Here is a 25307-nt window from a genome sequence, read left to right as displayed (position 1 = left end):
ACCTAATAAGCAGCTCAAAACATCAAATCGTATCTCTCAAACGATGCGCCTCAAATACAAATCTTGAGGCAAATGTCGCGGGATGGAGCAGCCCGCGTTTGTTACAAACTCTCCTCGAGAGTTTGCTGAACACAAACGCCTCGTCAGGCGCATAACCTGACAAGGAACTGCACACAGTGTCGCGGGATGGAGCAGCCCGGTAGCTCGTCAGGCTCATAACCTGAAGGTCGTAGGTTCAAATCCTACTCCCGCAACCAAAATTATCACATAATATCAACATACTACGCCTCGCATTCGCGGGGCTATCCGCGTTGCCGTTCCCACACTGGAAGCACTGTGGAAGCAGTTGGAGAGCAGTCACTACTGTGCTTGATCTGCAACGGTAGGCGGAAGCAAGTGTACGCAATCATTCAAAGTCCGATTGTACACTTCCCTCCTCCTCAAGAAGAGCGTCAAGGAGCTCCGAAACGTAGCTGAGCTTCGAGGCTTGCAATCTGGGGGTGTGGCTACCACGTAGGACTAGAACCAATAATGGGTTCAATTTTCGACCCGGGGGCTTCTGTGAATCTTGAGACTACTCTGAACCTTGCCGCGCAACACGCGTTCGAAATCATCTCGCTCCTGATTGCCGCTGCTGCTCTTGTATATGCGGCACTAGCGTTCAAAGCGGCCAAGCATGCTGTTCAAGCCACCAAAGACTCGGACCTGACGGCGCTTCGAGTAAAGATGCAGGACAGCATTTCTGGCGCAGAGCGAAGCTTGATTAGGTTGCAAGAGGCTTGCCAGGCAACTCGGCTACAGTGGGAAAACAAGAATGACAGGGCCTTTCCCGTTCTTGGCACCGGCTTTTTCGATCGCTCAGAGACCGATCATATACAGGAGCTTGAACACGCTGGCTTCAAATTGCTGCAAGAGTTAGCTGCAACAGCACCTAAGGCAACTTCAAGCACTACAGAGATCGAAGCGTTCATCGGGAGAGCTCGCACAGCGTCCGTTCAGATCGAGAGGCTGAAATTCAGGCTTGAATGCCCGAAGTCGGCATGGCGTTAACGGTACAAAGTGGCCGACTGCAGAACCAGCAAAATGCTGATAGTGTAGCAAGCATTGCAGGTACTCGCTGCAAGATTGGAACTCGTATTGCTTGCTTCTTGAAGGTAGTGCGTAAACAAAACCACTCTATGTCCTCTTTTTCTTGCGCTTGCCCTTTGCTTTCTCACGTCGCCGCCCAGCGCGATTTAAGCCCCCGTTCGGGTTAACTGAGCGCCTTCTCGAACGTACGCGCGCCATTGCTTTGACGACAGGCGGGTTCTGGACATCGGAAGGGATAATCGGATCATGATCAGGCTTTAGCACTACACAATCAGGATCGTGCTCGCCGATCTCCCAAGCGCTTCGAACTTTCAAGTGACGTTTCCGGAGCCCGAGCTCAGGCATGAACTTTCCATCCGAAAGATCGCTATTGGCTACAATTGGTGCAAGAATGTAGCCACCAAGTTCACCATATGCGGCGAGAAATACTGCAAGGCTCTGGGGGTTTGGATGCTCCATGAAGTTGATTCTGGAGATCATAACCGCAGACTCCTGTTCGCGCATGTCTGCATTCTCAAAGTTGCCGCCCACTGTTACTCCGTATCCATGCGGGTCACGATGGGAAAGTTGACCTACAATGGATACTCGGATGTCATCATGTACATCTTCTTTTCCAAACTTGTTTCGCCATTCTTCAAAAATGCTTAGCGCGGCCTGTTCGTTTGTGAAAATCAGTCCAAAAACTGGAGGAAAGCCTGGAGCAGACAAAAATCCACAACCGCTCCACTTTGCGCGATCCCACTTTCTAACATTGATTGGTGATACCACTCGCCTTTGTCGGTGCGCTGTATTCGTTGGTTCCAGAAGTTCTGTCGGAATCTCACCTTCACCGAATTCAATCTCTTTGCGGTCCATTTCGGCTGGAGGCATTGGCGAAACGCTTTTGGAAACAAGTTTAAACTTCGCTTTGAAGCCAGCAGACGCGGTCTTGGCGATTGGTTCGTTTGACTCAATATATGTACCGAGAGTTTCTTCGCTCTCTTCCGAAAACACATTGGTCGCCGTTGTCACCATGTCATTAAAGATCAACGCGCGCCGAAACCCTTCTTCGGAGCCGACGACACGATCCAGATAAGCTTCGGGATCGTGCGTGGTCATGTATGTTCCCACCAAGTGCGCAAAGAGCTCGACAAAGGCATCACGCATCACCGTCATATACTCACTTGAACCTTCAAATTTCTCAGGATCGACGGCAACCTCAAAGAAGTCATTGCTGTCGTCCTCTTGAAAGGAAATCATCTGGCCATTCGCGCTATGGCTCTCCTTGGCATCAACAAACTCCAATCTGATCGTGGAAGTCGTTGGCATGATGTCCGCGTTCAAACTCGTGGACAATGCCGATTCTATGAAACCCACGAAACTCTGAGCTACACGTACTACTGTTGTGCTGTTGGTGGCTTCGATTTCCCACTGAACCCCCAAACAATTGGATTTCATTGTGACCTTGGCGAGGTCCCGCAGTTCAAGAAAACCCGCCATCTCTGATCTGACGGGTTGCTTCGCCATCTGTGCGATCATTTCCCAGACATCTTCGTCAGATACGCCATCTGGCAAGAAGCCCTCTTCGCGCAAGCCCGCTTGCCCTTGATGCATAAGATAGACAATCATCGCGGAGGTTGTCAGTCCAAGTCCCTCGAAGAGCACTGGAAGATATGCAAGAGTGTCCTTTTGCTCGTCCGTGGCATCAAGCAGCAATGTGGCTAAGTATCCATCACGGTCATCTAACCTGTCCTTAGACTTCGATTCACCTTCCGAATTAGCTTCTTTTTCGATGTAGGTTTCGAATACTTTCTCAAGGTGAAAGAAGAACAAGAAGCTCGGAACATTGCCTGTCCGAAGACAGTTCAAAGTGAGTTCAACACATACCCGGTAGATGCCAGTTTTGACATCTCGATCCTTCTCAAAACGTCCCATGAGCATTGAGAGCAAAGACACGTAGGCGCAGTATGCTGCCCAATAAAGGCCTGCCTTGGAATAGGCATGTGCCAAGCCCGCCAAACATGCTTCGAGTCTGAGCTGCGATTCATGCTTGGTAAAGCGCGCCATGGCACGGCCCAGATAACGAATTGCATCATATAAATGGCCAGCTTCAATCTTCTGGACGCCGCGCCTAAAAAGTTGATCGCCAGCTGCCGTTTCACTAGATCGCTGTTCCACAATCGATAGAACAGTTTCAAAAGCAACGTCATAGGCCGGAAGTTCGCCGATGGCGTCACCCAATATCTCAAAGATTTCTCGGAACCTGTGAAACTGAAAGCCGCCTAGCCGTCTTGCGTCTTCAAACAAAGCCCTGAACTCGTTGATGTACTGCGTCAGGAGATCGTCGTCTTCTTGATCCAAAGATATTCGCATGAGCAACAACATGCCCTTCGCATTTGCTGCGTTATTGGGACGTTGTGCATCGTTCGCAACGGTTTCTAAGTGTGCAAGAAGTCTCTTAGTTCTTTCGTCAAATTCTGTATCGCGTTTAGTGCTTCCATGCCGGATTAGCGACAGCATCGTCTGCCAGATGTTAACTGCGCACTCGACATCTTCGACACGATCACTGGCGAGTGACCGTTTCTCAATCTCGTCGTAGAGCTTCGAAGATGTGTCAGGATCATCGTGCCAGTAGGCTGCTGTCCATGCGTGCTGATATATCGCAGCGAGTATTTGACGATTGTTTCCCGCTTTTGCGGCCATGCGCCTTGCTCTATCGAAACGCCCGTCTGTGAACTCTCTGGGTTCCTCTAATTCCCGACTCAAAATTGCTGCGTGCAAACAGTCATCCATCAGCTGAAAGTCGATCTCGCCTTCGCCCTTAACTGCCTGAATACGTTTCTCGAGCGCTTCAAGTTCGGTGCGCTTTTGCTGATCGCCGATACCAACCTTCTTATTCGACTGCATGGCAATGCTCAGTTGCAGCGTTTCGATGGCGAGGTCTTCATACCCTTTTTCGAACACTGCTTCGACAAGCCAGCTTCGATCTAGAACTCGAACCGAAAATCCATGTTTCTTGGTCAGCTCGTCCTCAAGTTCCGCGCGCTTGCGGTCTGGGACAAACTGATTTGATACGAAGAAAACACATTTGTAGCCTCGCTTCGTCTTAGCGATCTTCTGAACGTCGGATTTGCATTTCGGCTGCCAAGCCTTCTTTGCGCTGAAGGCGAAGCCCCAACGTTCGGACGCTGAGTCTTCGCCATAAAACCAACGCTCCGAAATATCCGAACTTACGGGAATATTCTCCGTATCGACTTTACTATCACCACCTCCGGTAGGGCCTGTTTGCGGAATAAGGTTGGGGCAAATCACTGCTTCGCAAATCTTTCGGGCAAAGTGCTCAAAGACTTTTTCTTCCCCGCGACTGGTGAGCGTTTCTAGGTGGTACTCAAAGTAGACTTGGTCCAGATATGGCTCGCTGGTTACCACGGTGTCAGAAAACTGTTCGGGACGCCGCAGGCGCATGAATTCAGACGGCTTCAAAAGCTGTTCTGTTGCCAGCTGCTTTTCTTCTTTGGTGGATGCCATTCTGCTTTCTCGCGGTGGACGTCGGCGACAAGTCGGACGTTGGGTTGATGAACTATTGTGTGGGTAGCTGCACTCTTTTCGCAAGATATAGAGGGAGCGGAGCGATGCACAGCTGCTTCCCCGGATTCGACAGAATAAACTGTCGGAAGAGTTGAAGCATTCGATGGAAATATCACCAAGCTTCTTACCGTATTTGCGCCATCCGGCATTCGAAGTGTAGCTCTACGACTGCCGGTTCGCTTCTATAGACCTGCAGCGAGCTTCTGCTTCCAGCTCTAGGTCCAGCGGTATCTTGCTACTGCTTTCGCAATTCGAGTATCCAACTCAACCGGATGTCCGTCCGATGCGCGTAGCAGAGTTAGGATGTGGTCCGCCAAGAAGTCAGGAAATCCTTCTGTCTTGATACCCGAAGCTGCTGCCCGGGATACAAATAGCCCCAAGAGCTGCCGGTCTAGCATTTCCATGTGTTCTTGCCGGTTCGCCTCTTTCACGTCCCGTGGAAGGACGCCTGCGATGCTATCTTGCAGGTTATCCGCAATCGTCTGTTCAACCGCGGTCCACAGCTCATGCGTGGGCCAGCGGGCGCGATTCTGGTCTGTGATTGGTATGCAGTAGCGAATGCTTTTGCAGAAGTGCTGGAACACGTCACCAATGGATGCTTCGAGGTCAGACCAACCGCGAATATCAAACTTGTCGCGAAGCTGCTTTCGTCCGGCCCGCAGTTCGAACCGCCAGACGCGGCTCTGATCTGGGTCTTTCATGTCGAGTGGTGGTTTGCCCATACTGGCGCGGGTCGCGTTCCAAATCTTGCCCCAAGCTCCGACTTTACCCTTCTGAATTGCTTCTGTCCGCTTGTCGTAGATCACCAGCTGGCGACTTTCCGTCTTGCCTGCCCGCAATCCTGTTACCCGGACGCCTTTCGCATGTGTTTCTGTATCTGCTGGTCCGGTGAACTCTACCGCCTTTGCCTGCGGCGGTAGGATGAGATGTGCTCGATCAGGTTCAAACCAAGGGGCAAGAAAGTCGATTGCAAAATCCACCCGTGTGGGCCTGAGTTGGTGTTCCCCCCAGCGGAGACCGAAAGCAGTCAGACAGGTGTCCAAGTGTTCTCTGGCGGCTCGCAGACCGCCAGTCGCTAATAGGAACGCCCGGAAGTCCACTGTGATGCCGGGATTATTCTTGGGCCGGTTTTCAGGGTCCAAGAAATACCACTCTGCACCAAACTCGCCAGTATGGGCAGAGAAGGCCATTCCGCCGCTGCGACGGACGCCAAGTGAGATGTCCCGGAAAGTCAGGATGACTTCTTGATTGGTTTCAATCGCTTCTGCCTTTGCTGCGAAGAGTTTCTCCCGCAGGGCAGGGGGAATGTCGGTTTCAATGGTCACGCGCAGGCCATCAAAGCCACTGTGCAGTATCTCTGCTTCCATCTGCGCTGACCTTCGCTTTTGTATTCTACGAGGGGGGTGTTACAAATCCCCCCTCTTTGCCTATCGGCTAATGATTGAGGTTCATTCTGGTGAAACCGGATAGAACTTGAGGTGATATGCGCCTCCGGCGGGGCAGCATCTGTTTTGGGGCCGGGCGCTAACGCCCGGCTTTGCTAGTTTAGCTGCGAGAGTAGAGTTGTCGGCTGATCCAGATTTCTGCGCGTTCCGCGCATTTGGCGACGTTTAGAAGGTCGCTATGGAAAAAGCCCGAAGTGTTCTTCCATTCGTTTTGGTCGTTCTTGTAGGACCGGCTCATATCGACGGAATACGACCCGTCATTGTCCCAGATGGTTGCGGTGATCAGACCAAGCTTGATCTTGTGAGCTGGTTGGTTCGACATGACTACCTCTTAGAATGTGATTGAAAGAAAGGGCGCGAGACCGCTTTGATCCCGCGCCTTTGTTGAAGCCATCCGGCCCCAAAATCCCGCGCGGCGCTGCCAACCCCTGCGCGGGCAAAACTCATGCGGCGTCATAGCTGCTAGTGCTGGCGTGGCTGCGGCTGTTGGCCCATTCCATCAGGTCGCGGCGGCGGTAGCGGACGGACCGCCCGGATTTGTAAAACCTTGGCCCGTAGCCGGTCACGCGCCACTTCTGGATGGTGCGGATGCTTTGGCAGAGAAATTCGGCTGCCTTTTCTTCATTGATGAAGCTGTCCAGATAGTCACTGGCTGGCTGGTTTGCGTTCAAATCTGTTCGCTTGTTCATTGTCTGCTCCTTGTTGTCGCTCTAGTGCGATCAACTTGGCGCAGGAGGAAAACAGCATATAGAACAGTAAATTGGCTGCGAATTTACTGTTTACTGCTGTTCCTTCAACTCATTGAAAAGGGGAGAGAAATGCGCACGAATGCCTTCGTTGCTCAACATGCGTTCTGGTGGATAAATATCCGGATACATTTTTCTGAGCTGGAGCTGCACCATTGGGAAATGTGATTTGGCAGAAGCAGAGACGTCGATTTTGTTTGCCTGATGCAATGATTTGAATGCTGCCTCTATGTGAGGTCCAATTTTGGGCCGTCCAACCGTCTTGGCTTGTTGTAAGTCCAGTTGGGAAAGTGTCGCGATTAGCTGCTCTCTTTTCAAAGACGCGATGAGCCGCACTTCAATAAACTCTAAGCCTTCCCCATTCAATGTCGCAGCAACCCAATCAATCCTCCCGTGCCAGCAATTGCGCGGTATCTCAAAAGGCTGACTATCCATCCTGCGAGGGGGCTCGAAACCATAACCGATCAATTCGCCTTGCCTTAGGCGTTGCCTGACATAGGTCCTCAAATTCTCTCGTGCCTTGGCTTTCTCGCTGGTGATCGACGAAACATTCATCAGAAGCTTTTTGAAACCCTCAGTTGGCGGAGTTCCATCCTGCCCAATTCTCTCGGCACCATCTGAGAAAGTCTCGATTGCGCTTATCTTGTCTGCTTCGTCATAGGCTTCCTTGAGTTCCTTTGGGGTGAATAACAAAGGTGCGCGAGAGAGACGCGTGGCCTGCTCCCAAATTGTCAGGGATAGTACTTTGTGGGCTTCTTTGTTCATCGCTAGTGTATGGGTACCCTGAGCTCTTTTGGTTGTCTAAAATGCTAGGTAGGAAGTACCTTCGATCTCTACCAAATATTAGCTTACCTAGCGTCCCAGGCCGCGCAACCGTTGACCGCTTGCATCAGCTGCTAGCTAGCTAGGAAGATAGCTAGGAGGCTAGCCGCCTCGAAGCACTTCTGTGTGTGGTGACGCCAACCATCAGGTTCAGCCGATCCGCATTCTCTTCTGCCGCCTTGCGGACAGGATCATCTGCTAAGTGCGCGTACCTCATTGTAGTCTGAATTTGCGAATGCCCTAACAGACGCCCGACCATCTGAATGGGCATCCCCGACGAAACCGCGTTGGACGCATATGTGTGCCGCAGGTCGTGGATACGCACGTTACGTAGGCCAGCCCGGTCGCGGATGCGTCGCCAAGGTTTCTGCAGGTCTGTCACGTACGTGGAAGGCAGCTTTCCTTCGATCACATACGGGTTGCCCCACGTACGTGGGAGAGCCGATAGAACTGCACGTGCAGCGACGGGCAGGGGGATGCGCCGAGCGCCCGTTTTGGTGTCTGGCAACTCTAGCCCCACGTCCGTGATGTGGTCCCATCTTAGCGTCTGTATCTCACGTAGGCGGCACCCGGTCAGGATCAGCAACCGGAAGGCAGCGATCACGAACGTACTTTCGGACCCGTCCCGCTCTGCGTCAGCTAATGTCTGCCCGAGACGCTGCAACTCGTCACGTGACAGGAAGCGCTCCCGCTTCTCTTCGCGATACTTCGGCACGTGGCGGCATGGGTTTGATCCATCGGGTCGCAAGCCCCAGACCTCCGCCATGTTGAACATCTTGGACAAGACTTGGAGAGTGCGGTTTGCTTGATAGGGAATGGCGCGGTGTTTGTGGTGCAATGCCGCAATGTCTTTGCGGGCGACGTCCACGACTTTGAAGCTGCCGATCTCCGGCTTGATGAAGAGGTCCAGCGCCCGCCGGTACTCGCTCTGAGTGGACGCCTTGCAGCGTTCCTGCACGTGCTCCTGAAAGAAGCGGTCACAAAGAGCCGCAACAGTCGGTGCCCGCCGTTCCTGCGCGATTTCTTCGGCAGGGTTCTCACCCATCGCCACTGACCCCATCACGTCCTTTGCCAGCCGCCGTGCTTCATCGACGGTGATCTTGCCATGCCGTCCAAGTGACACGCGCCGGGTCCGTCCACCTGCGCGGTATTGTGCCTGATAGGTCTTTGCCCCCGATGGCATGACACGGACCCCGAAACCGGCAATCTGACTGTCCCAAACGAAGAAGTCTTTGCTCTCCGCTTGCAGGCTATCGATGGTCCGCTTGGTCAGTTTGGGCATGGTCAATCCTCTCCGCTCTGCGCTTCCGTGGAAGCATTGTGGAAGCAACTGGAAGCGCTTCGTGGAGCAAGAGATAGGAATGGCGAGTCAAAGCCGTCAATGAAAAATGAGCGGAATCAATAAGATAGGGTAGATGAGCGAAAAGCGGCGAAAGCTATGCAAGTTGCCCTCAGCTATCTCATAACCTGAAGGTCGTAGGTTCAAATCCTACTCCCGCAACCAACATTGTCTTGAAATAGATGATAACCAACGATCGGTAAGGCCATCGCAGGCTCTTTGCATCGTTTTTGCTGACATCATGGTCCTCGCGATCGCGAGTAACTTCCTTGATGCGCTCTCGCTTACGTGAGCAATTGAACGATCGTTTTGCCCCGCCCCTGTTGCTTGAGGGCTTCGCGCAGAGCAACTTCAGACTCCGATGTATCCTCTGATGCCGGATGGATGATAACGACGTCAGCCGCAGCGACAGTTTCGACGGCGACGTCGTCAACATGGGCAAGCTTCACCTGTGGAAACTGTTCGAAGTTTGTGGCCTGTGCAGGGTCAATGTCACTGGTCGTGATGCCGAGATATTGCTTGGCCCCTGACAGGATCGCAGTGATCGCGCCGCCGGCCAGATCAGGACCAATTTCAAAAACAGACTTCCCAAAGAGCGACGCCTTCTGCATCTCAAGGGCCGCCGCAATGACATTGGCCCGCGGGTCTGTCAAAAGCCAAGGGTCAAGACCCGATAAAACTTCGGTGTGACCCGCATTGTTCCGCCAGAATGCCCTCAGCCGTTCAGGTGCCGTCGCGCCGAGAGGCAAGGGGAGTTTTCGGTTTTGCCGGATATCACTCCTGAGCCAAATGATCTCTGAGAGAGTTGCCAACCGTTCGTCATCAACTTCGGCATGACCGAGCAGTAATGGCTCAAGATCATCCCACGTATGGAGAGTCTCGATTGATGCGGGAAGTTCCGTCAATCGCGCGAATGCCTCGGGCCATTGTCTCGACAGGGCGAGTTGCGCCAAGCGAAACAAGGACAGTCTGTGCCCATACCACGGGTCCGTTGGTTGATCACTCATGGGTGCATTGGCAATCAATTCGTCAACATCGTCGTATTCGGCAAGGCGGCCGGCCTGATCGGTCGCCTTTATCGTCGCGATATTGCACCAAGCAGGCTGATCGACCGGGACCATGTCGAACATACTGGCGCCAATCAGCGCGTCGACCAGAGCGCCCATGCCGAAATCACGTTCATTCAGCGCATGCTTGATCAACACATGCGCCCCTGGTTTGAGAGCACCGCAAATCGCTTTCAGACACCCGTGAAGCTGCTCGGCATTTCGCGGTGCATCAATCACAACGAGGTCGAGCTTCCCACCTGACCATGTGAGATCCGGCAGGGTCGCTTCGATGCTGGCGATAGCGAGGCCCGCCCGTTCCATGTTCGCGCGGAAGAGATTATGGAAGCTTTCGTCGGCTTGCAGAAGTCCCGGATAGTTGTCCTCATTGGCCGATGTCCACACAAACCGATCAACAACCGTCACTTGACCGTATTTCGCAAGTTCAACGGTAAGACCGCCGAGGAAAGGTCCCACCTCGAGGATCTGCGCATCGGGTGGAAGTTGGGCAGCAAATTGCATGATGACGGAGACGTCAGTTTCCCCCAACATCCGCGGCGGACGCACGGTGGATGCGGCGCTGTGCTTGTCAAGTTGGGAAACGCCGCTCATACTTGCCTGAAATTTACGAATGAATTGAGCAGTAGCCTATAATGATCGAAGCGTTCGCTCAAGTACGCCGTCAAGTCGTCGAGCTTTGTGCACAAAAGCGCTTCACCACAGCGCGGCTGTTTCTTGTCGGATCGGGTTGCTCGGTCGAAACACATACATCCCTCTGGGAATACATTGCTCGCCGAAGCGATGCGCATGGCAACACAGTCGTGGCGCGTGCGCTCCGCAAGGAAATCTGGGATGCCGGCGTCGGCTCATCAGAAATTGCGCTACGCGAGGTCGATGACGCGCTGGACCGTGAAGATTTCGACGCCGCAGGTTTCCTGCTGGAATCCGTCTTTGGGTCAGAACCAGAGCATCAGGATGTGCGACGGCGCTTGGCCCAATCGTATTTCCGGCAAGCTGCCCGCGAAGCTGGAGGTGGTGGTCTGCGCCTTAGGACAGATCGGGAAAAGGCACTGCGGCTGGCAGCGGAGTTTGTTTTTCAGACACCTGATGATGCAACCGTCATTATCGACCTTTTGCGTTACGCTGGCGAACTTCACCTGGCACTGGAAAAGACCAGAGAAGCCCGCCTGCAATTTGGCGCGCTGTTGAAATTTGATACCCGTGAAGCGCGGATCAGTGAGCAGGTCAATGATCTCGATCGTGCGGCGGTCCTTTGGGAAGAGATTGCTGACAAGAGCGAAACGCAACGGGGAACGGCCCTCCTTAAACTTGCCAACCTTTATGAAAGGCTGGAGAGAGAAAGTGACCTCAAACGTGCGCAGGCGCGTCTCGCGCTGGCAGATGTGTCAGTCGCTGACCGTTTGTTGCTCGCGCTGTCATCCGGACAGGCAGGCACAGCGCATGCGCTGAGCGAATACGTTGGTCTTAGCAACGTCGGTGAAAACCAGTTGCCGACAGCTGTAAGCATCTCCTTTGCGGAACAGTTGCTTGATCATGGTGAGATCGGACTTGCCGTGTGGCTCAGGCGCCAACGTGTCCCCGTCGGTGACCGGGTTAAGCGCACCCTTGATCAGATCGGCTTCGCATCGGGTGGCGGAACACGCGATCTTCCCGATACGGTTGCCGAGGCAATCGAAATCAAAAGCCCTGACTTTATGCTTCCGTTTGAGAAAACGCTCAAACTGAAGCCAAAACCAAAAGGATGGCCAGGCGTCGGCGCGGAGCCAGAAAGCATTCTTTTGGTGAACGCGTCACTCGGGATTGGCGGGGCTGAGCGGCAGTTTGTTGCTCTTGTGGGGGCGTTGCTCGAAAACGGTTTCCCGCCAGACAAGCTGCATGTGGCACTGTTCAAACTCGAACGAGACCGCAGGCAGGACTACTTTCTTCCTGAACTGGCCAGCCACGGAGCGGTGATCCATGATCTTTCCGAGGCGCCTGCAGGACAGTTTGCACTGTCCTCGGCAGAGCTTCGGATGATAGACGCTTTGCCGCGCGCCTTGCGCAGCGACGTGCGCGTGCTGCTGCCGCTGGTGAAAGAGCTTCAGCCATCTGTTTTGCATGGCTGGCAGGATGCGTCATCGGCTGCTTGCGCCATCGCAGGAACAGCAGCAGGCGTGAAGCGCATTGTCCTGAGTATGCGGAACATGAGTCCAGCGACGCGGCGCGATAAGTCCCTTGTTCTTCACGAGGCACTTTTCAAAGACATCATGGCGCGCGAAAACGTCATGGTGACTGCCAACTCGCGGGTGGCCGCCGATGACTATGCTGACTGGTTGGACCTTCCCAAGACCAAATTCGATGTTGTGCCCAACGCGGTCGACTTTGATCGCTATCCGGCATTGCCAAAGGTCATGGAGAATGAGGTGCCCGACAGACCGATCCACATAGGTGGTGTATTCCGGCTCGCGATTAATAAGCGACCGATCCTGTGGCTGCGGACGATCCACGCACTGCGACATCAGGAAGGCATCTCGTTGAAACCGTTCTTGTTCGGGAGCGGCCCCTTGGAGAAAGATATCGTAGCAGAAGCCGAGGCGCTTGGCTTGTCTGATCTCGTCATGCAGCAGGGCATCGTGGACCCCGAGGCGATTTATGGCGAGCTTGATGTGGTGCTGCTGATGTCTCAGGTCGAAGGCTTGCCGAATGTCTTGCTTGAGGCGCAGGCGATGGGCAAACCGGTGGTGGCTTGTGAAGTGGGTGGTGTCAGAGAAGCTGTGAAGCTGGCGGGCAAGGGGGCCGGTTTGTTGCTTTCGGCCCATGTCTCGCCGCAAGAGGCAGCAAAGCAAATTGCGGCTTGGCTTCCTGAAGCGCGAAAAGCACCACCCTACCTGATCCAACGCCATATTCGGGAAACATATGCGCCCAAACGATTGGCAGAGCGGTCAATGCAGATTTATCGTGGCTACCGGTTGGATCAAGCATGACCATGATCGCGACCTCTAAACGCCGTTTGGGCTTGCTTGGTGCCAGTTTTGATCCTGTAGGGCAGTTGCTCGAAGACCTGCCCGAAGACGCGCACACCGAATACTTCACGATTACGGAACCGCTTTCTGAGCGCGCAGATGTCGACGAATTTTTGGTGCTATCTCAAAGTTATGCTCTTGCGCATCTGCCTGCGCTCATCGCAGCGGGGCATCCTTGCCGCGTTTTGTTGCGACGCGCGCAATCCAGTTCAGATCAGGCAAGCTGGGTTGAAGGGCTGAACCTGCTTTGCAATGCCCTGGCGATTGCGCAGGCTGACCATATCACCCTTCATGCGCTGACCGCAGAAGCAGCTGCAGCGCTTTCGGATGTTACGAACCAGACTGTTACAGTGTTGGCGCAGCTCAAAGCGATATCAGGCGAACGCCCGGTCGTACCCATCAACCGAAAAGAAGAGCTGATCACCTTCAGCTATACAGAAAAAGACGGAACACGCAGCACCAGACAAGCGCGGCTTGATGGTTTCAGTTGGGTTCGCCTGAGACGATTGGGGAAGCTTTTTGCGGCTGATCCGAATGATCTGGACATGGCCGATGTCGTAGCTTTTGCCGAAGGCGTTGACGATGCTCCATCACCGATTGCGCGCAAGGGGCCAGCGACAATGGTGGTCGTTGTCCCGAACGGCGTTGGTCTTGGCCATGTCACGCGGATGATGGCGATCGGAAAGGCGCTTAACAAAGCGCAGAATTTCCGTGTCGTGTTCTGGTGTTTCTCCAGAGCAGCCGCAATCGTCCAGGCTGCGGGATTTGAAGTGATTTTGCGCCAAACTGGTGTTCATCTCGACGCACACCCCCCTGACTGGCGTCGCTGGGAAACCGTCGAATTTGCCAAAGCGTTGCGCCATATCAAACCAGATGTGGTTGCCTATGACGGCGCCGCCTTTGACCGGTTTGTCATCAACGCCTTGCGCACACCGGGGTGTGGGCGCAGCGGTGTGCTGTGGGTCAGGCGTGGTATGATGCGTGCCGATACCAACCGATCCGTCCTCGATCCCGAGCAGTTCAGCGATCTGGTGCTGGAGCCGGGCGATCTTGCAGTCGCTGCCGATCAGGGCCCAACACGCACGGCAAAGGCTGAGTTTCAGGGTTTCTGCGAGGGTCATGTCGCCCCGCCTGTTACGTTGAAACCGTATCTGCCGGCCTACACGCGGCGAGAGGCACAAAAGCGATTGGGGCTGCGGCGCGGAAAATATTGTCTCGTCTCGCTCGGCGGTGCGTTTGGAAACTGGGACGAACTATTGTGGACGATCAAGGAACAGGCGCGCCTGCACCGGATCACACTGATCTGGGCGCAATCGCCTCTTTCTCCGCCGCCCGATGATTCAGGTGATACAATCATCCGTCAGTTTTATCCTCTCAGCCCTTACCTTGAGGCGTTCAATGGGGTGATCACGGCAACCGGTTATAACAGCTTTCACGAGTTGGTCATGGGGTATCAGGGTCCGGTCATCCTTGCCCCGACCAACCTCGAACGACTGGATGATCAGGAAGCGCGCGCCACCTACGCTGCGGAACAAGGATGGGCCGATGTGATTTATGCATCGCGACCAGAAGAACATCGCCAGATTATCGCCGATTTCATGAGGCGGCTGCGGAAAGGTGAACAGGTCAAGAGCCGGCCGTCGAGTTTTGCCGAACAGGATGAGATGTGCAAAGCCATCGACGGTATACGTCAGACTTACGCATAGGTGCAGGGAGCGTTTCATGGCCAGTAAGCAAGAGAACCTGAATGTCTCCCCGGGGCTGGTCCGACGCCTACTCCGCGAAAACCGCACAATGGGCACGCAACTGGCCCAATATGAATTCAGACGGATGTCGGGTGAGCTTTCGAACCCGACGCTTTTCATGCTTGAGCTCGATTTTCCGGGCGAAACGCCTGTGGCGTCACCAGTTTTGCCATCGGTCGTAGGCGATCCGGTCTCGCGCAAGCTTCCTTTGCTGAACGTCAACACGGGAAGCGTTCTGGTCGTCGAGAACCCCGAGGCTTTGCCGCCGATGGGCATTCACATCCCTGACCTGCCTCCCGAAGAGCTGCGACCAGCGTTGCGTGCTTTGATGACCGCGCATGTGAGTGATCCGTTCGCGCGCTTCGTCTTCCTTTGTGACACCTTCAAGCCAATCCCGTTCCTCGGGCGATACAAGTTTGTCTACGAGTATCTTGGCGAAACGGCCCTGGCTGCTGCGGCAGAGCGTGCAAGCGTTCGTTTTGGCATTTCCGAAGTCAGGTCACTGGTTGGAACACAGGTTTTGTGGCGGAAAAACGCCGCAGAGACCGCAGAGTAAGTCACGCATCACAATGAGATGCCGAAAGTAGGCCGATTCTCGCTCAAATGGCCGATTCTGTCGTCGTACCCAGAAAATCGACTGTCCCCACTTTGTGTCCAATTGATAGAATTTTCCTTAAATGTATGAAAAACGTGGCTAAATTTGCCTGAATTCGGCTGAATTCGGGCATTTGCCTTGACGAATCGTGGGGTAACGCGAGAACATTGAGGCAATATTTGGGCCTGTTTCTGGCAGAATTCTTTTCAAAGAAAGTAGGTAAAATGCCCAAGACGAGTAATTTGTTTAATGTATTCAGTGCTTTGACGGCTTCAGCCCTTGTCTTGAGCACATCCGCGTATGCGCAAGAAACCGCCCAGATTGATCAGGAACTTGCTCAGGGGATCGACTTCCGGTCGGTCGCTTACTCTGGGTGTCTGGATCAATTCGAATGCACCGTTGGCGATATCACCATCGTGGGCCAGCGTCGCCTGAATGAAAATTCGGCATGGGTGTCTGCGCCGCTCTACTGGGATCCGATCGACGGATTTGGTATTCAGGACGGTGCACAGAACGATGAGATCGATATCGACGAACGGCTGCTTGTCCGCTTCGCCGATCCCGTCGCGCTTGATCGTATCTGGCTCAGTGACCTCTTCGTGAGCGAAGACCGGCGTTACGGGTCCAGTCAGACTGACCTCGTCGTTGGTGAGCCTGAAGACGCTGAGATTGCTGGCCTGACGTTTTTGATCGATGGTGCTGAGTTGGCAAATATCACCGTAGCGGGCGAGTCACGTCTGCCGTGGGCCCAGTTCAACCAAGAAGTCGACACGCGCTTTCAAGAAAACGGCGACCTGCGTCGCCGCATCGTCGTGAACGATGACATTGTCACCGTCGTGATCCCTGGTGCGGATATTACCTTGCAGACGCCGGTTACGGAAAACGACCGCGCCAAACAGGGTCTGTTTGACGGGCTTGAGACTGTCGAACTGGATATTTCCGATCTTCTGGCCGAGTTCAATAATGCCGCCTTGTTCGAGGTGGGAACAAATAATTTTGAATTGATCAACGCGATTGCGGCAAACCCGGAGAGCCTGTCGACGTTGATCCGTATTGCACAAGAAAAGCGCACGACAATCCAATTATCAAATGGTGAGGTTGGGTTTGATGTCGATCCAACCATGATGTTGAACGAAATCGCATTCTTCTCACCTTTTGACGCCAGCAACGATTTCTCGATCGCCGGCGTGATCCTCGGAGAGTGAGTGGTATTATGACGAAAAAGAGTAAACTCCGTTCAGGTCTGTGGCTGGTTGTAAAATCAGTCGTCGTTGGCTCCGCCGTATTCTCGCGGACGTTCGCAGCACCTACACCGGCAACACCGGATCATATTGGTCTTGTTGATAACTGGCGGTCCTTGGGGCAGCAAATGGGTGCGACACCGTCTGCACTCCCTCCGCTGGACGAGAGCCTGAAGGACATGATCGCACTTGCTGATCTGGAAAACAATCTCACCGATGTTGTAATGGCGTCTTATGAGATGGTCTTGCGTGATCAGCGGCGCGCGCTGGATGCGCATTGGGCCGAAATCCTGACAGAGACCGGCAGTGCAGAACTTGTCGCGGAATTCCTGAACCTACGTTCTGGTATCAACTTTGACAGTGCCGAAGCCGCCGAAGCGGACGCTCTGGTCTGGCTTGCGTCACGACGTGGTGGTGCAGGCTGTGACGGGTGTAACTCCGGCAACGGTAACGGGTCTGAGCCACGCGGCGGCGGTGGCGGCGGCGGGAACGACTGTGACCCCGGTAACTCCGGCAACGTCAACAACGGCCGTGACTAGGCCCAAGACCGGCAAACATGAAGTGTCGTAAGATCGAAAACGGAATGGCAGTCACGGTGTGACTGCCATTTTGCTTTTCATGTCGCCCCGGTAAGGTCCCATCCATGCCCGTTTTTGAGGAAATCGAAAATTTGACAGACATTCCACGCAAGCTGCGTGCGAGTGAAGCTGCCTTGCTTCGCCAAAAACTGATTGGTGAGGCACCGGAGTCTGTGCTGGAGGTGTGTCAGGATATCAGTCAGTTGACGCTCTACCTCGCGGCGATCCTTGACGATCGCGGTGGTGGATCGCTGACGACGTTCCACAGTGTGAAGCAGAACACGCGGGCCACCACCGCAATCAGGGAACTCGGGCTGCAAGAGCGCATCGCCTCGATCCCTTCGGGCCGGTCCTATACCTGGGCGATGCAACGATTACTCTCAGCGCAACCACCATTGTCATTTGATGTATGTGTGCTCAACGGCCACAAGACATGGGATGCCAGCGGGTTTGGTATTGTACTCGCTGACCTTTTGCTACGTCCCGGGGGGCTGATGGTGTTTTTGGACACCCAGTGGTCAATGTCCACATCGCCATATTTTCGTGAACGCCCGCACCTCACGCAGAAGTTTGATGCTGATGAGCTGGCGTCCAAGCCGGTTGCCTTGGCCATCGAACGCATCTTGCCGCGCTTGAATTACGATGTGAGCGAGGTACCAGAGGTGCCATCAATGAGTTTTGCACGCAAAAAGTAGCAAGCCGCTTACACCCCACGGCGTTCCGTCAGCTGTTCTATGATATCCATTGAGGCGGGGTACGTCAGCGGCCCGTGAATGCAGGTGTCGCTGATCCCCGTATCGTTGCAGAACCTCAACGTTGCCCGCAGTGTATTGCGGTTGAATGTTCCTGATGCAGACCCGCGATAGTACCCCAGCTCTGCCAATTCGCGTTGAAGCATATAAACAAAAGCTGTCATTTCCGTTGCGCGTAAAGCGCGGGCGGCCTGCGCGAATGCGTCGCCAGACAGAGTCTTGGTAAAGTCGTAGGCCTCGCGCCGCGATTGTCTGTGACGAGCTGGGTCATACGTGGCGTGGAAATACTCGCGCATCTCTGATTGGCCCAACTGATCGCTGTAGTTTGCGACGATTTCGGCATGACGTGCGCGTGCATTGGGTATCCGCCACTGAAGCCGGCGATATGCGCGTGCCAATGCACGGGTGGCACGCTGATTTCCGTTGCGCATTTCGGCATCGAGGCTAGCGAGCACACCTTCGAGATCCAGTGAATTGATGCGTCGCGAACGGCGTTCCCAAAGTTGTACTGCTGCCGCAGCTGCATGCACATCGCCGGCCTCGGCCTCGGTCTCCAGGATGCGTGCGCCGAAATTACGATTGGAAAGGTTACCGAATTCTCCAAGGAAGTGCCTGCGGGCATATTCCGCCTCGGCTCCTGCGGCATCGGCGTCGATTGCTGCCTCATATGCATCAATCGCGTCTTGGGTACGGCCCAATTCCAGATTGAGCCGCGCAAGCAAAATCCAGGAATACCCGAAACCTGCTTCTGCCGCCGACCGGTAATAGTCCGCTGCGGCGACAAGGTCAGGATTATCGAAGGTCCCGTCACGTTCAAAGTCGCCGAGTTTGCGCAAGGCCAGCGAGAAACCTTCTTCTGCGACGTCTTCGTAGATTTCGCGCGCTTTCTCGATCTGAACCTCGGTTCCGATCCCGTTCTCATATGCGGTTCCCAGCACATATCGCGCAAACGGGTTGTCGGACGTTTGGGTGAAGGCCAACAACATGTTGAAACCCAACTCAGGATCGGAAAGATCGCCAAAGGTCTCTCTGACATGGCCGATGGCCAAGCGCATCTCAGCAAGCCGACTTCCCGCGTCGCGACCGGTGCGAAGAGCGGTCAGGGCCTCTTCAAGCCGATTTTGCGACAACAGTATTGCCGACATACGTTCGTACGATTGGGCGCGGCCGCCCTCTGCGAGTTGGCGATGAAGTTCCAGCGCGAGATCGGGATTGCTTTCAATACCATCGCCAAGCCGCAGATCCTCTGCATACTCGAAAAGTTCCTGCGTCGTCATATTCGCCGTGTCGGTCTGCGCAAATACCATCGGGGCCGGAACCGAGAGGCAGATCGCTGAAATGAATGAAAGACGCAGAACAGAGCGACGCATAACAATATCTCCAACAATGGTTCGACCGGGACCAGCCCAGCCTGATACTATGAATTGGAGAACGATAACATGAACTTGGCGTGAATCGCCAATAAACTTAAGAGCAGGTGAGCGTTTCACCTGCTCTTAGAAACAGTCACGACTGTCGGGAGTTACTGTCCCGTGATCAGAGCGTTTCGAGGTATGCCTGCAGCTCTGTTGTGCCGCTGCCTGAGCTGACGAGGCAGGTCAGGTTCCGCTCCGGAAGTGTCAGGAGAATTGTCCAGGTCTGCGCTTCTTCTGCCGCGAAGACTTCAAGAATGTTGTTGGAAGGGCTGATTGCGTTTGCAATTGCCGTTTCGCCAAAGCGATTTTCAAGGCGATCAACCACCGCTGTCCGGTTTGCGCATGTCGCGGCCGATGCTGAAGTGGCTGCTGCCATACCAGCGACGAGGACGCCGATTGCGAGAGATGTACCCAATTTCATCTGTCTGTTCCTATCTCGGTCTGTTCTTGCCAGCACCACGACTTGTTGTAGGTGGCTACGTGAAAAATTTTGACGGACTACTCTCCGCCTTGACCTGATGTATCGCGGCTGATTCGGACCTCAGAAGGGAGGGCCAGCGGCGATTTGCGATCAACAATGTGGCGAAAGCGTGTTGTGATGCGCGCTATAGGGTCAATGGTTTCGCTAATTTTCGCGCTATGATTGCCGAATGCACTGCTCGGCTACTGCTGCGAAGTCTTGGCCGAAGGGGCGAGAATTTCACCTAAACATCTGTTTCAGATAGGAAAAAGACTTTGCACCAGTGTCAGCATGCATTGATGCTTTGGCGTCGTTGCCTCAGGAAACGGGGGAAAACTGCGCCTTCAGGATCGAAACAAGTCGTCTAAAACTTGTTCTATGGCGATTCCGCATGTTCAGGCCGATATAGACAGGCTGCGAGATCACCGGTGCGCCGATAACACGGTGACACTGGCCTGCCTTGATCATCGGAACGGCTGAGTTCTCTAATACATAGGCCGTCCCTGACAGAGATGTCAGCAGGGCGACCATCGCTGCATTCTGTCCGATAGACAACGAAACCGCGCTAAGTTCCGGTAGCAGTGAGGCATGCGCCTGTGAGAATGCCGGTGCATAGTTTCCCAAGATGTAACGGTCCTGCTTTACGTCCTGGATTGTTGCGCACTCAGTCGAGACCATGACGTAGCTCACCTCCCCCACGGTTTCGAAATGCAGGTCAGGCTGCATCTGGGGCGTATAAAGCAATGCGATGTCCTGCACGCCAGACACGAGGTCCGCGCACATCTGGCCCGAGTAATCTGCCTCAAAAAGAAAGGCGGTCTGGGAAAAGGTTTCCCTCAATTCTTGAATCAAGGTGCGGATTTCGGGCGAGACGAGATCATGCTGCAAGCCGATCCGCATCGTAACGCCACCCAGCGTGGCATCGCGTGTCGCATTCCGCGCGACCGACCAGCTATGACGCAGCCCCCTCGCATGAGGTTCGAAACGCAGTCCCGCAGTCGTCAACTCTGTCCCGGATCGCGAGCGTTTGAAAAGCGCAGCCCCGACTGACCCTTCCAATGATTTAATGCGCGACGACACGGTTGACTGCGTGATCCCGAGCCGGTCAGCCGTCTGGTTGAAACTCTTCGTCTTGCAAAGGTCGAGGAATGTATCAATCAGATCGATCTGCATGGTGGAGCCGCTAATCGGAAATTTCGATCAAATATGACCGAAATACTAGATTGATCAAGACGGGTCGCGGGCTGATACTTTTTTCACGATTGGGGAGGATCAGCCATGACCGAGATGAGGCGCCGTTCGGCAAGAAGCGGTGGACGCGCCGCAAGGGTGGCTTTGCGGAATGCACCCTTGGCCGAGAATTTGCGGCCCGTCAGGGCTGGACTTGAGGGTGGGCAGTACAAACCTCTAACAGACGTGCAGGTTCAACGTCTGCATGGCGCGGCCTTGGACGCGTTGGAACAGATCGGCCTGTCGCAGGCACCCGCCTCGGGAATCGAGATCATGACACAGGCTGGGGCGGTCTTGGGCGACGATGGGCGTATCCGTTTTCCGCGCGCCTTGGTCGAAGATATGCTCGCCAAGGCAGCGCGTGATATCACGCTCTGTGGCCGTGATCCGAAACACGACCTGCATTTATCCGGAAATAAGGTGCATTTCGGAACGGCAGGTGCCGCCGTTCATGTCGTTGATCTTGAGACGAACACCTACCGCGACAGCACGACACAAGACCTGCACAACGCTGCAAAACTTACGCAGGCGCTCGACAATGTGCATTTCTTTCAGCGCGCGATGGTGTGCCGTGATATCGCAGACAATCTCGAGATGGACCTCAACACGATCTATGCGGCTTGCGCCGGAACGACCAAACATATCGGGACGTCATTCAGTGAACCTGCGCATGTCGCCCCTGGGATCGCATTGTTGCACAAGATCGCTGGTGGTGAAGATGCGTGGCGGGCCAGGCCGTTTGTGTCCAACAGTAACTGTTTTGTCGTCCCTCCGATGAAATTTGCAGAAGAAAGCTGCCAAGCCATGGAAGCCTGTATTCATGCAGGCATGCCGGTTCTTTTGCTGTCCGCAGGCCAGGCGGGTGCCACGGCACCGGCGCCCATTGCCTTGGCCATTGTGCAAGCGGTGGCCGAATGTCTCGCGGGTGTGGTCTACGTCAATGCGTTGGCTTCTGGCCATCCGGCTGTTTTTGGCACCTGGCCATTTGTGTCTGATCTGCGCACGGGGGCAATGTCGGGTGGCTCGGCAGAGCAAGCGTTGCTGACCTCTGGCTGCGCCCAGATGCATAAATTCTACGGGCTGCCAGGTGGCGCGGCAGCGGGCATTTCAGATAGCAAATTGCCCGATATGCAAGCCGGTTGGGAACAAGGGATCACAAACGTTCTGGCCGGACTGTCCGGTCTGAACATGGTCTACGAAGCGGCAGGCATGCACGCGTCTCTCTTGGGCTTTTGCCTGGAGTCACTCGTTCTCGGCGATGATATTCTGGGCCAGGTCCTGCGCTGTGTTCGGGGGATCGACGTCACCGAGGACAACACATCGATCGAAGCGATGAAGGCCGTCTGCCTTGGAGGTCCGGGCCACTATCTGGGCTCAGAACAAACACTGCAACTGATGCAGACGGAATACATCTACCCCGCCCTCGGCAATCGCATGAGCCCGAAGGAATGGAATGAGGCGGACCGGCCGATGCTGATTGATCAGGCGATCAAGCGAAAGAACGAGATCCTCGCCAAGGCACAGATCCAGATTTCGCCTGAACTCGATGCGGCTATTCGCAAAGACTACAACATCTACTTCCACTAAGGGGATCAGCATGCACTACGGCTACATCGGTCAGGGCAACCTTGGCGCAAATTGTGCGTGTTGCCTGTTGCGCGATGGCTTTGAGGTGACGGTGACCGACATCAGTCAGGAGGCCTGTCAAAAAGCCTTGGCGGAAGGTGCGACGTGGGCTGATGATCCGGCCTCGCTGGCCTCACAGGTTGATCATGTCATCACCTGTCTGCCGTCCCCGGCTGTATCAGAAGTGGTCGCCACCCAGATGCTGCCTGCAATGAAAGACGGTGCGCATTGGATCGAGATGTCGACACTGGGCCGCGACGAGGTTCTGACGTTTGCCCGGAAAGCGGCAGCACACAACGTCAGACTGATGGAGCTCCCTGTGACAGGTGGCGTGCATCTGGCTGCACAAGGCGAAATCACCATGCTTGCCGGTGGCGACAAGGATATGTTCGACACCCATCTCCCGGCGCTGAAGGCGATGGGCAATCAGGTCTTCCACATGGGGCCACTTGGTTCGGCTAGCATCATCAAGGTCATTACGAACATGCTGGCCTTTATCCATCTGAAGGCCTGCGGCGAAGCGCTGATGCTCGCCAAGCGCGGCGGCCTCGATCTTGCGCAGGCTTGGCATGCCATCAAGGCCTCATCTGGGACCTCTTTTGTGCACGAAACGGAAGGTGCGCTTGTTCTTAATGGATCTTATGACATTGCGTTCAACATCGACCTCGCGCTCAAGGATCTTGGCTTTGCAATGGAATTCGGTCGCGAGTTCGAGGTGCCACTCGATCTTGCGTCGATGACAGAGCAAACCTACGTTGCAGCGCGGGCCGCATATGGTGGCGAGGCACAATCCCCCATGATCGTGAAGCTCCTTGAGGATATGCTCAAGACCGATCTGCGTGCTGACGGATTTCCCGCAAAGCTCGTCTAGCCTTCGTCCTTCATGGCTTGCGCAAAGAACAGCTGCCAGGCTGCAAGAACGTCATCGGGGCTTTGCTCTGCCAGATAGTGACCGCCGGGCAATGTATGACCGTCCACCTGTTCGACACGTTCCCGCCACAGCGCGAGGCAATCAAAATGCGCCTCAATCACACCGTCAGCACCCCAAAGCGCCAATAGCGGCACAGTGACTTTGCCTGTTTCGGCGTCGTCGTGTGCAATGTCGATGGTGGCTGCCGCGCGGTAGTCCTCGCAGGCCCCGTGGATCGCTGCAGGGTCGCGGAAACAGGTTAGGTATTCCTCAAGCGCCTGGGCTGCAAAATGATCCATGCTGTTGTTGCCCATCGCACCGCATTTCTTGATCACGTAGAAATCGGAGTCAGCCCCGATCAGCGTCTCGGGAAACGGCGCGTCAAGTGTCAGCCAGAACCAATGCCAGTATGCATGTGCAAAACTGCTGTCGGCGTCGCGATACATTTCGCGGGTGGGCGCAATATCAAGCACCGACCAAGCAATGACCTTCTCGGGGTGGTCGGCAGCCAATCTATGGGCCACCCGTCCACCGCGGTCGTGCGACCCGATCAAGAAGCGCGTGTGACCCAACGAGGCCATCAGCGCCATCACATCGCCCGCCATAGCACGTTTCGAATAGGTCGCATGGTCATCGACGGTGGGCGGCTTGTGCGACCGTCCGTAACCGCGCAGATCGGGGCAAATGACCTGATATGTTTCGGCCAGCGTCGGGGCAACGCGATGCCACATCGCTGAGGTCTGCGGATAGCCGTGCAACAGCACCAATGGCGGCCCGTCGCCCTTGATCCGGTAGAAGACAGGGCCTTCGGGGCCGTCAAATATCCGTTCCTCAAAACCTTCAAAGAAGGTTTCTGCAGGTTTGGCTGCTGCCAGCGCCGGATGCATCAGGAAAAAATCGCCTGCCAGGATGCATGCATCTGGCCCAGACCCGAAGAGTCGTAGATCATCAGCAAAACATCGTCTCCCGCTAGCCCCAGCGCGATGGACTGCTTGCCATCAAGCGCGCCCTCGAGGCTGATCAACTGCGGGCCATCGGTATGCCCGGAGAGTTTCTTTTGTGTCGTCAGGAACGCGTCGATCTGGTCTTCCCAGATCTGCTGCAACGTGCCGGCATCGCCAGAAGTTGCGACAACCTCACCGTTGTTGACATGCAGATGTGCAGTGAAGAGGCCACTATTGCTGCGCAGAAAACGATCCACTTTCGGCAGGGGTTCTGCATCAAGGTCGACATCCCACAGCCGCGCCAATTCAGACGCAGCCACACCGCGATCACCTGATTTACCGAAGGGCTCAGCTGGCAGATTGCGAATGGTCAGCTTCGGGGCTGGCGAGAAGAGGTCGGAAAGCAATGTTCCTACAGATTCCAGCATCCGGCGATCGTCCCGCGACAAGGGTTCACCGACGAGCCGTGCACTTTTCCCCTTTGGCGGAATGACATTCACAATTCCGCGCAAACGGCGTCCTGCGGCCACGACTGTCACGATGTGCGAGCCTGTCATGATTTCGAGATGTCTCTCAAGCACCGTGCCATCAATCGCATCAATAAACGCCGCCATCCCATCAGGGACACCACCTTGTGAAATCACACGGGCGCCATTCTCGTAAACATCATCATCTGCGCGCAATGCTGCAATTTTTTCTGCAATCGCGGAAAGGTCGGTCATGTTGTTTGTCCG

The 25307-nt window shown here is 54.8% G+C and carries 21 protein-coding genes and 1 tRNA gene; 10 read left to right on the top strand and 12 right to left on the bottom strand.

Features of this window, described 5'->3' with window-relative positions:
* The first annotated feature begins 180 nt into the window (after positions 1–180).
* Both BM316_RS15925 and BM316_RS15920 read left to right on the top strand, forming a co-directional pair.
* Positions 181–257 (top strand) — tRNA-Met (locus tag BM316_RS15925).
* A 274-nt stretch (positions 258–531) separates the two neighbouring features.
* On the top strand, positions 532–1050 hold the full coding sequence (locus BM316_RS15920; protein WP_090210624.1) for a hypothetical protein: 519 nt from the start codon (positions 532–534) through the stop codon (positions 1048–1050).
* A gap of 126 nt (positions 1051–1176) precedes the next feature.
* Here BM316_RS15920 and BM316_RS15915 read toward each other — a convergent pair whose 3' ends face one another.
* From BM316_RS15915 to BM316_RS15885, 7 genes are all read right to left on the bottom strand, one after another.
* The gene (locus BM316_RS15915; RefSeq protein WP_090210623.1) at positions 1177–4596 is read right to left on the bottom strand and encodes a hypothetical protein; all 3420 of its coding nucleotides are present in this window, start codon (positions 4594–4596) and stop codon (positions 1177–1179) included.
* 275 nt (positions 4597–4871) lie between these two features.
* Positions 4872–6023 (bottom strand): hypothetical protein, encoded by a 1152-nt coding sequence (locus BM316_RS15910; RefSeq protein WP_090210621.1) that lies wholly within the window; start codon positions 6021–6023, stop codon positions 4872–4874.
* 178 nt (positions 6024–6201) lie between these two features.
* Complete coding sequence (locus BM316_RS15905) at positions 6202–6423, bottom strand: hypothetical protein (protein WP_090210619.1); 222 nt, start codon at positions 6421–6423, stop codon at positions 6202–6204.
* Positions 6424–6544: 121 nt separating this feature from the next.
* Positions 6545–6790, bottom strand: coding sequence for a helix-turn-helix transcriptional regulator (locus BM316_RS15900; RefSeq protein ID WP_090210617.1), 246 nt, complete (start codon positions 6788–6790; stop codon positions 6545–6547).
* Positions 6791–6880: 90 nt separating this feature from the next.
* Complete coding sequence (locus BM316_RS15895) at positions 6881–7612, bottom strand: hypothetical protein (protein WP_090210615.1); 732 nt, start codon at positions 7610–7612, stop codon at positions 6881–6883.
* A 151-nt stretch (positions 7613–7763) separates the two neighbouring features.
* Positions 7764–8951, bottom strand: a complete 1188-nt coding sequence (locus tag BM316_RS15890) for a site-specific integrase (RefSeq protein ID WP_090210613.1) — start codon at positions 8949–8951, stop codon at positions 7764–7766.
* A gap of 341 nt (positions 8952–9292) precedes the next feature.
* Positions 9293–10666 (bottom strand): class I SAM-dependent methyltransferase, encoded by a 1374-nt coding sequence (locus BM316_RS15885; RefSeq protein WP_090210612.1) that lies wholly within the window; start codon positions 10664–10666, stop codon positions 9293–9295.
* A gap of 41 nt (positions 10667–10707) precedes the next feature.
* Between BM316_RS15885 and BM316_RS15880 the strand changes: the two genes are divergently transcribed.
* The 6 genes from BM316_RS15880 to BM316_RS15855 all read left to right on the top strand — a co-directional run bounded on the left by BM316_RS15880 (position 10708) and on the right by BM316_RS15855 (position 17931).
* Entirely contained in the window at positions 10708–13038 is a 2331-nt protein-coding gene (locus BM316_RS15880) for a glycosyltransferase (RefSeq protein ID WP_090210610.1), read from the top strand.
* The gene (locus tag BM316_RS15875; protein ID WP_090210608.1) at positions 13035–14783 is read left to right on the top strand and encodes a glycosyltransferase; all 1749 of its coding nucleotides are present in this window, start codon (positions 13035–13037) and stop codon (positions 14781–14783) included. The genes BM316_RS15880 and BM316_RS15875 overlap by 4 nt, the downstream gene beginning before the upstream one ends.
* Positions 14784–14799: 16 nt before the next feature.
* Positions 14800–15378: a hypothetical protein gene (locus BM316_RS15870; RefSeq protein WP_090210606.1), complete on the top strand. Its 579-nt coding sequence runs from the start codon at positions 14800–14802 to the stop codon at positions 15376–15378.
* A gap of 323 nt (positions 15379–15701) precedes the next feature.
* Positions 15702–16622 (top strand): hypothetical protein, encoded by a 921-nt coding sequence (locus BM316_RS15865; RefSeq protein ID WP_131802600.1) that lies wholly within the window; start codon positions 15702–15704, stop codon positions 16620–16622.
* A gap of 8 nt (positions 16623–16630) precedes the next feature.
* Positions 16631–17197: a hypothetical protein gene (locus BM316_RS15860; RefSeq protein ID WP_131802599.1), complete on the top strand. Its 567-nt coding sequence runs from the start codon at positions 16631–16633 to the stop codon at positions 17195–17197.
* A 104-nt stretch (positions 17198–17301) separates the two neighbouring features.
* Complete coding sequence (locus BM316_RS15855) at positions 17302–17931, top strand: hypothetical protein (RefSeq protein ID WP_090210600.1); 630 nt, start codon at positions 17302–17304, stop codon at positions 17929–17931.
* Between the two features lie 8 nt (positions 17932–17939).
* Here the strand turns inward: BM316_RS15855 and BM316_RS15850 are convergent, their stop codons facing one another.
* The 3 genes from BM316_RS15850 to BM316_RS15840 all read right to left on the bottom strand — a co-directional run bounded on the left by BM316_RS15850 (position 17940) and on the right by BM316_RS15840 (position 21036).
* A complete protein-coding gene (locus tag BM316_RS15850) occupies positions 17940–19358 on the bottom strand; it encodes an SEL1-like repeat protein (RefSeq protein WP_090210598.1) in 1419 nt (472 codons plus the stop codon).
* Between the two features lie 166 nt (positions 19359–19524).
* A complete protein-coding gene (locus BM316_RS15845) occupies positions 19525–19824 on the bottom strand; it encodes a hypothetical protein (protein WP_090210596.1) in 300 nt (99 codons plus the stop codon).
* A 357-nt stretch (positions 19825–20181) separates the two neighbouring features.
* Positions 20182–21036, bottom strand: coding sequence for a LysR family transcriptional regulator (locus BM316_RS15840; RefSeq protein WP_090210594.1), 855 nt, complete (start codon positions 21034–21036; stop codon positions 20182–20184).
* Between the two features lie 105 nt (positions 21037–21141).
* Between BM316_RS15840 and BM316_RS15835 the strand changes: the two genes are divergently transcribed.
* Positions 21142–22680 (top strand): trimethylamine methyltransferase family protein, encoded by a 1539-nt coding sequence (locus BM316_RS15835; RefSeq protein ID WP_090210592.1) that lies wholly within the window; start codon positions 21142–21144, stop codon positions 22678–22680.
* A 10-nt stretch (positions 22681–22690) separates the two neighbouring features.
* Positions 22691–23590 carry an NAD(P)-dependent oxidoreductase gene (locus BM316_RS15830; RefSeq protein WP_090210590.1) on the top strand — a complete coding sequence of 300 codons (900 nt, stop codon included), beginning with the start codon at positions 22691–22693 and terminating at the stop codon, positions 23588–23590.
* Here the strand turns inward: BM316_RS15830 and BM316_RS15825 are convergent.
* Together BM316_RS15825 and BM316_RS15820 are read right to left on the bottom strand one after the other, a co-directional pair.
* Entirely contained in the window at positions 23587–24516 is a 930-nt protein-coding gene (locus tag BM316_RS15825) for an alpha/beta fold hydrolase (protein ID WP_090210588.1), read from the bottom strand. The genes BM316_RS15830 and BM316_RS15825 overlap by 4 nt on opposite strands.
* Complete coding sequence (locus tag BM316_RS15820; protein ID WP_090210587.1) at positions 24516–25295, bottom strand: hypothetical protein; 780 nt, start codon at positions 25293–25295, stop codon at positions 24516–24518. The genes BM316_RS15825 and BM316_RS15820 overlap by 1 nt, the downstream gene beginning before the upstream one ends.
* Positions 25296–25307 lie beyond the last annotated feature (12 nt).

The sequence above is a fragment of the Yoonia litorea genome, from assembly GCF_900114675.1.
GTDB classification, from domain to species: Bacteria; Pseudomonadota; Alphaproteobacteria; order Rhodobacterales; family Rhodobacteraceae; genus Yoonia; species Yoonia litorea.
Note: the sequence above shows the minus strand (reverse complement) of the source record. Positions and strands in the feature narration are given on the sequence as shown.

What these genes read in the sequence shown, in the direction of transcription:
- BM316_RS15845 (WP_090210596.1), bottom strand. Translation starts at nt 19,824, where the DNA reads ATGAAATTGGGTACATCTCTCGCAATCGGCGTCCTCGTCGCTGGTATG.
- BM316_RS15820 (WP_090210587.1), bottom strand. Translation starts at nt 25,295, where the DNA reads ATGACCGACCTTTCCGCGATTGCAGAAAAAATTGCAGCATTGCGCGCA.
- BM316_RS15895 (WP_090210615.1), bottom strand. Translation starts at nt 7,612, where the DNA reads ATGAACAAAGAAGCCCACAAAGTACTATCCCTGACAATTTGGGAGCAG.
- BM316_RS15860 (WP_131802599.1), top strand. Translation starts at nt 16,631, where the DNA reads ATGACGAAAAAGAGTAAACTCCGTTCAGGTCTGTGGCTGGTTGTAAAA.
- BM316_RS15840 (WP_090210594.1), bottom strand. Translation starts at nt 21,036, where the DNA reads ATGCAGATCGATCTGATTGATACATTCCTCGACCTTTGCAAGACGAAG.
- BM316_RS15900 (WP_090210617.1), bottom strand. Translation starts at nt 6,790, where the DNA reads ATGAACAAGCGAACAGATTTGAACGCAAACCAGCCAGCCAGTGACTAT.
- BM316_RS15825 (WP_090210588.1), bottom strand. Translation starts at nt 24,516, where the DNA reads ATGCATCCGGCGCTGGCAGCAGCCAAACCTGCAGAAACCTTCTTTGAA.
- BM316_RS15830 (WP_090210590.1), top strand. Translation starts at nt 22,691, where the DNA reads ATGCACTACGGCTACATCGGTCAGGGCAACCTTGGCGCAAATTGTGCG.
- BM316_RS15885 (WP_090210612.1), bottom strand. Translation starts at nt 10,666, where the DNA reads ATGAGCGGCGTTTCCCAACTTGACAAGCACAGCGCCGCATCCACCGTG.
- BM316_RS15910 (WP_090210621.1), bottom strand. Translation starts at nt 6,023, where the DNA reads ATGGAAGCAGAGATACTGCACAGTGGCTTTGATGGCCTGCGCGTGACC.
- BM316_RS15870 (WP_090210606.1), top strand. Translation starts at nt 14,800, where the DNA reads ATGGCCAGTAAGCAAGAGAACCTGAATGTCTCCCCGGGGCTGGTCCGA.
- BM316_RS15850 (WP_090210598.1), bottom strand. Translation starts at nt 19,358, where the DNA reads ATGCGTCGCTCTGTTCTGCGTCTTTCATTCATTTCAGCGATCTGCCTC.
- BM316_RS15835 (WP_090210592.1), top strand. Translation starts at nt 21,142, where the DNA reads ATGACCGAGATGAGGCGCCGTTCGGCAAGAAGCGGTGGACGCGCCGCA.
- BM316_RS15920 (WP_090210624.1), top strand. Translation starts at nt 532, where the DNA reads ATGGGTTCAATTTTCGACCCGGGGGCTTCTGTGAATCTTGAGACTACT.
- BM316_RS15880 (WP_090210610.1), top strand. Translation starts at nt 10,708, where the DNA reads ATGATCGAAGCGTTCGCTCAAGTACGCCGTCAAGTCGTCGAGCTTTGT.
- BM316_RS15855 (WP_090210600.1), top strand. Translation starts at nt 17,302, where the DNA reads ATGCCCGTTTTTGAGGAAATCGAAAATTTGACAGACATTCCACGCAAG.
- BM316_RS15905 (WP_090210619.1), bottom strand. Translation starts at nt 6,423, where the DNA reads ATGTCGAACCAACCAGCTCACAAGATCAAGCTTGGTCTGATCACCGCA.
- BM316_RS15875 (WP_090210608.1), top strand. Translation starts at nt 13,035, where the DNA reads ATGACCATGATCGCGACCTCTAAACGCCGTTTGGGCTTGCTTGGTGCC.
- BM316_RS15890 (WP_090210613.1), bottom strand. Translation starts at nt 8,951, where the DNA reads ATGCCCAAACTGACCAAGCGGACCATCGATAGCCTGCAAGCGGAGAGC.
- BM316_RS15915 (WP_090210623.1), bottom strand. Translation starts at nt 4,596, where the DNA reads ATGGCATCCACCAAAGAAGAAAAGCAGCTGGCAACAGAACAGCTTTTG.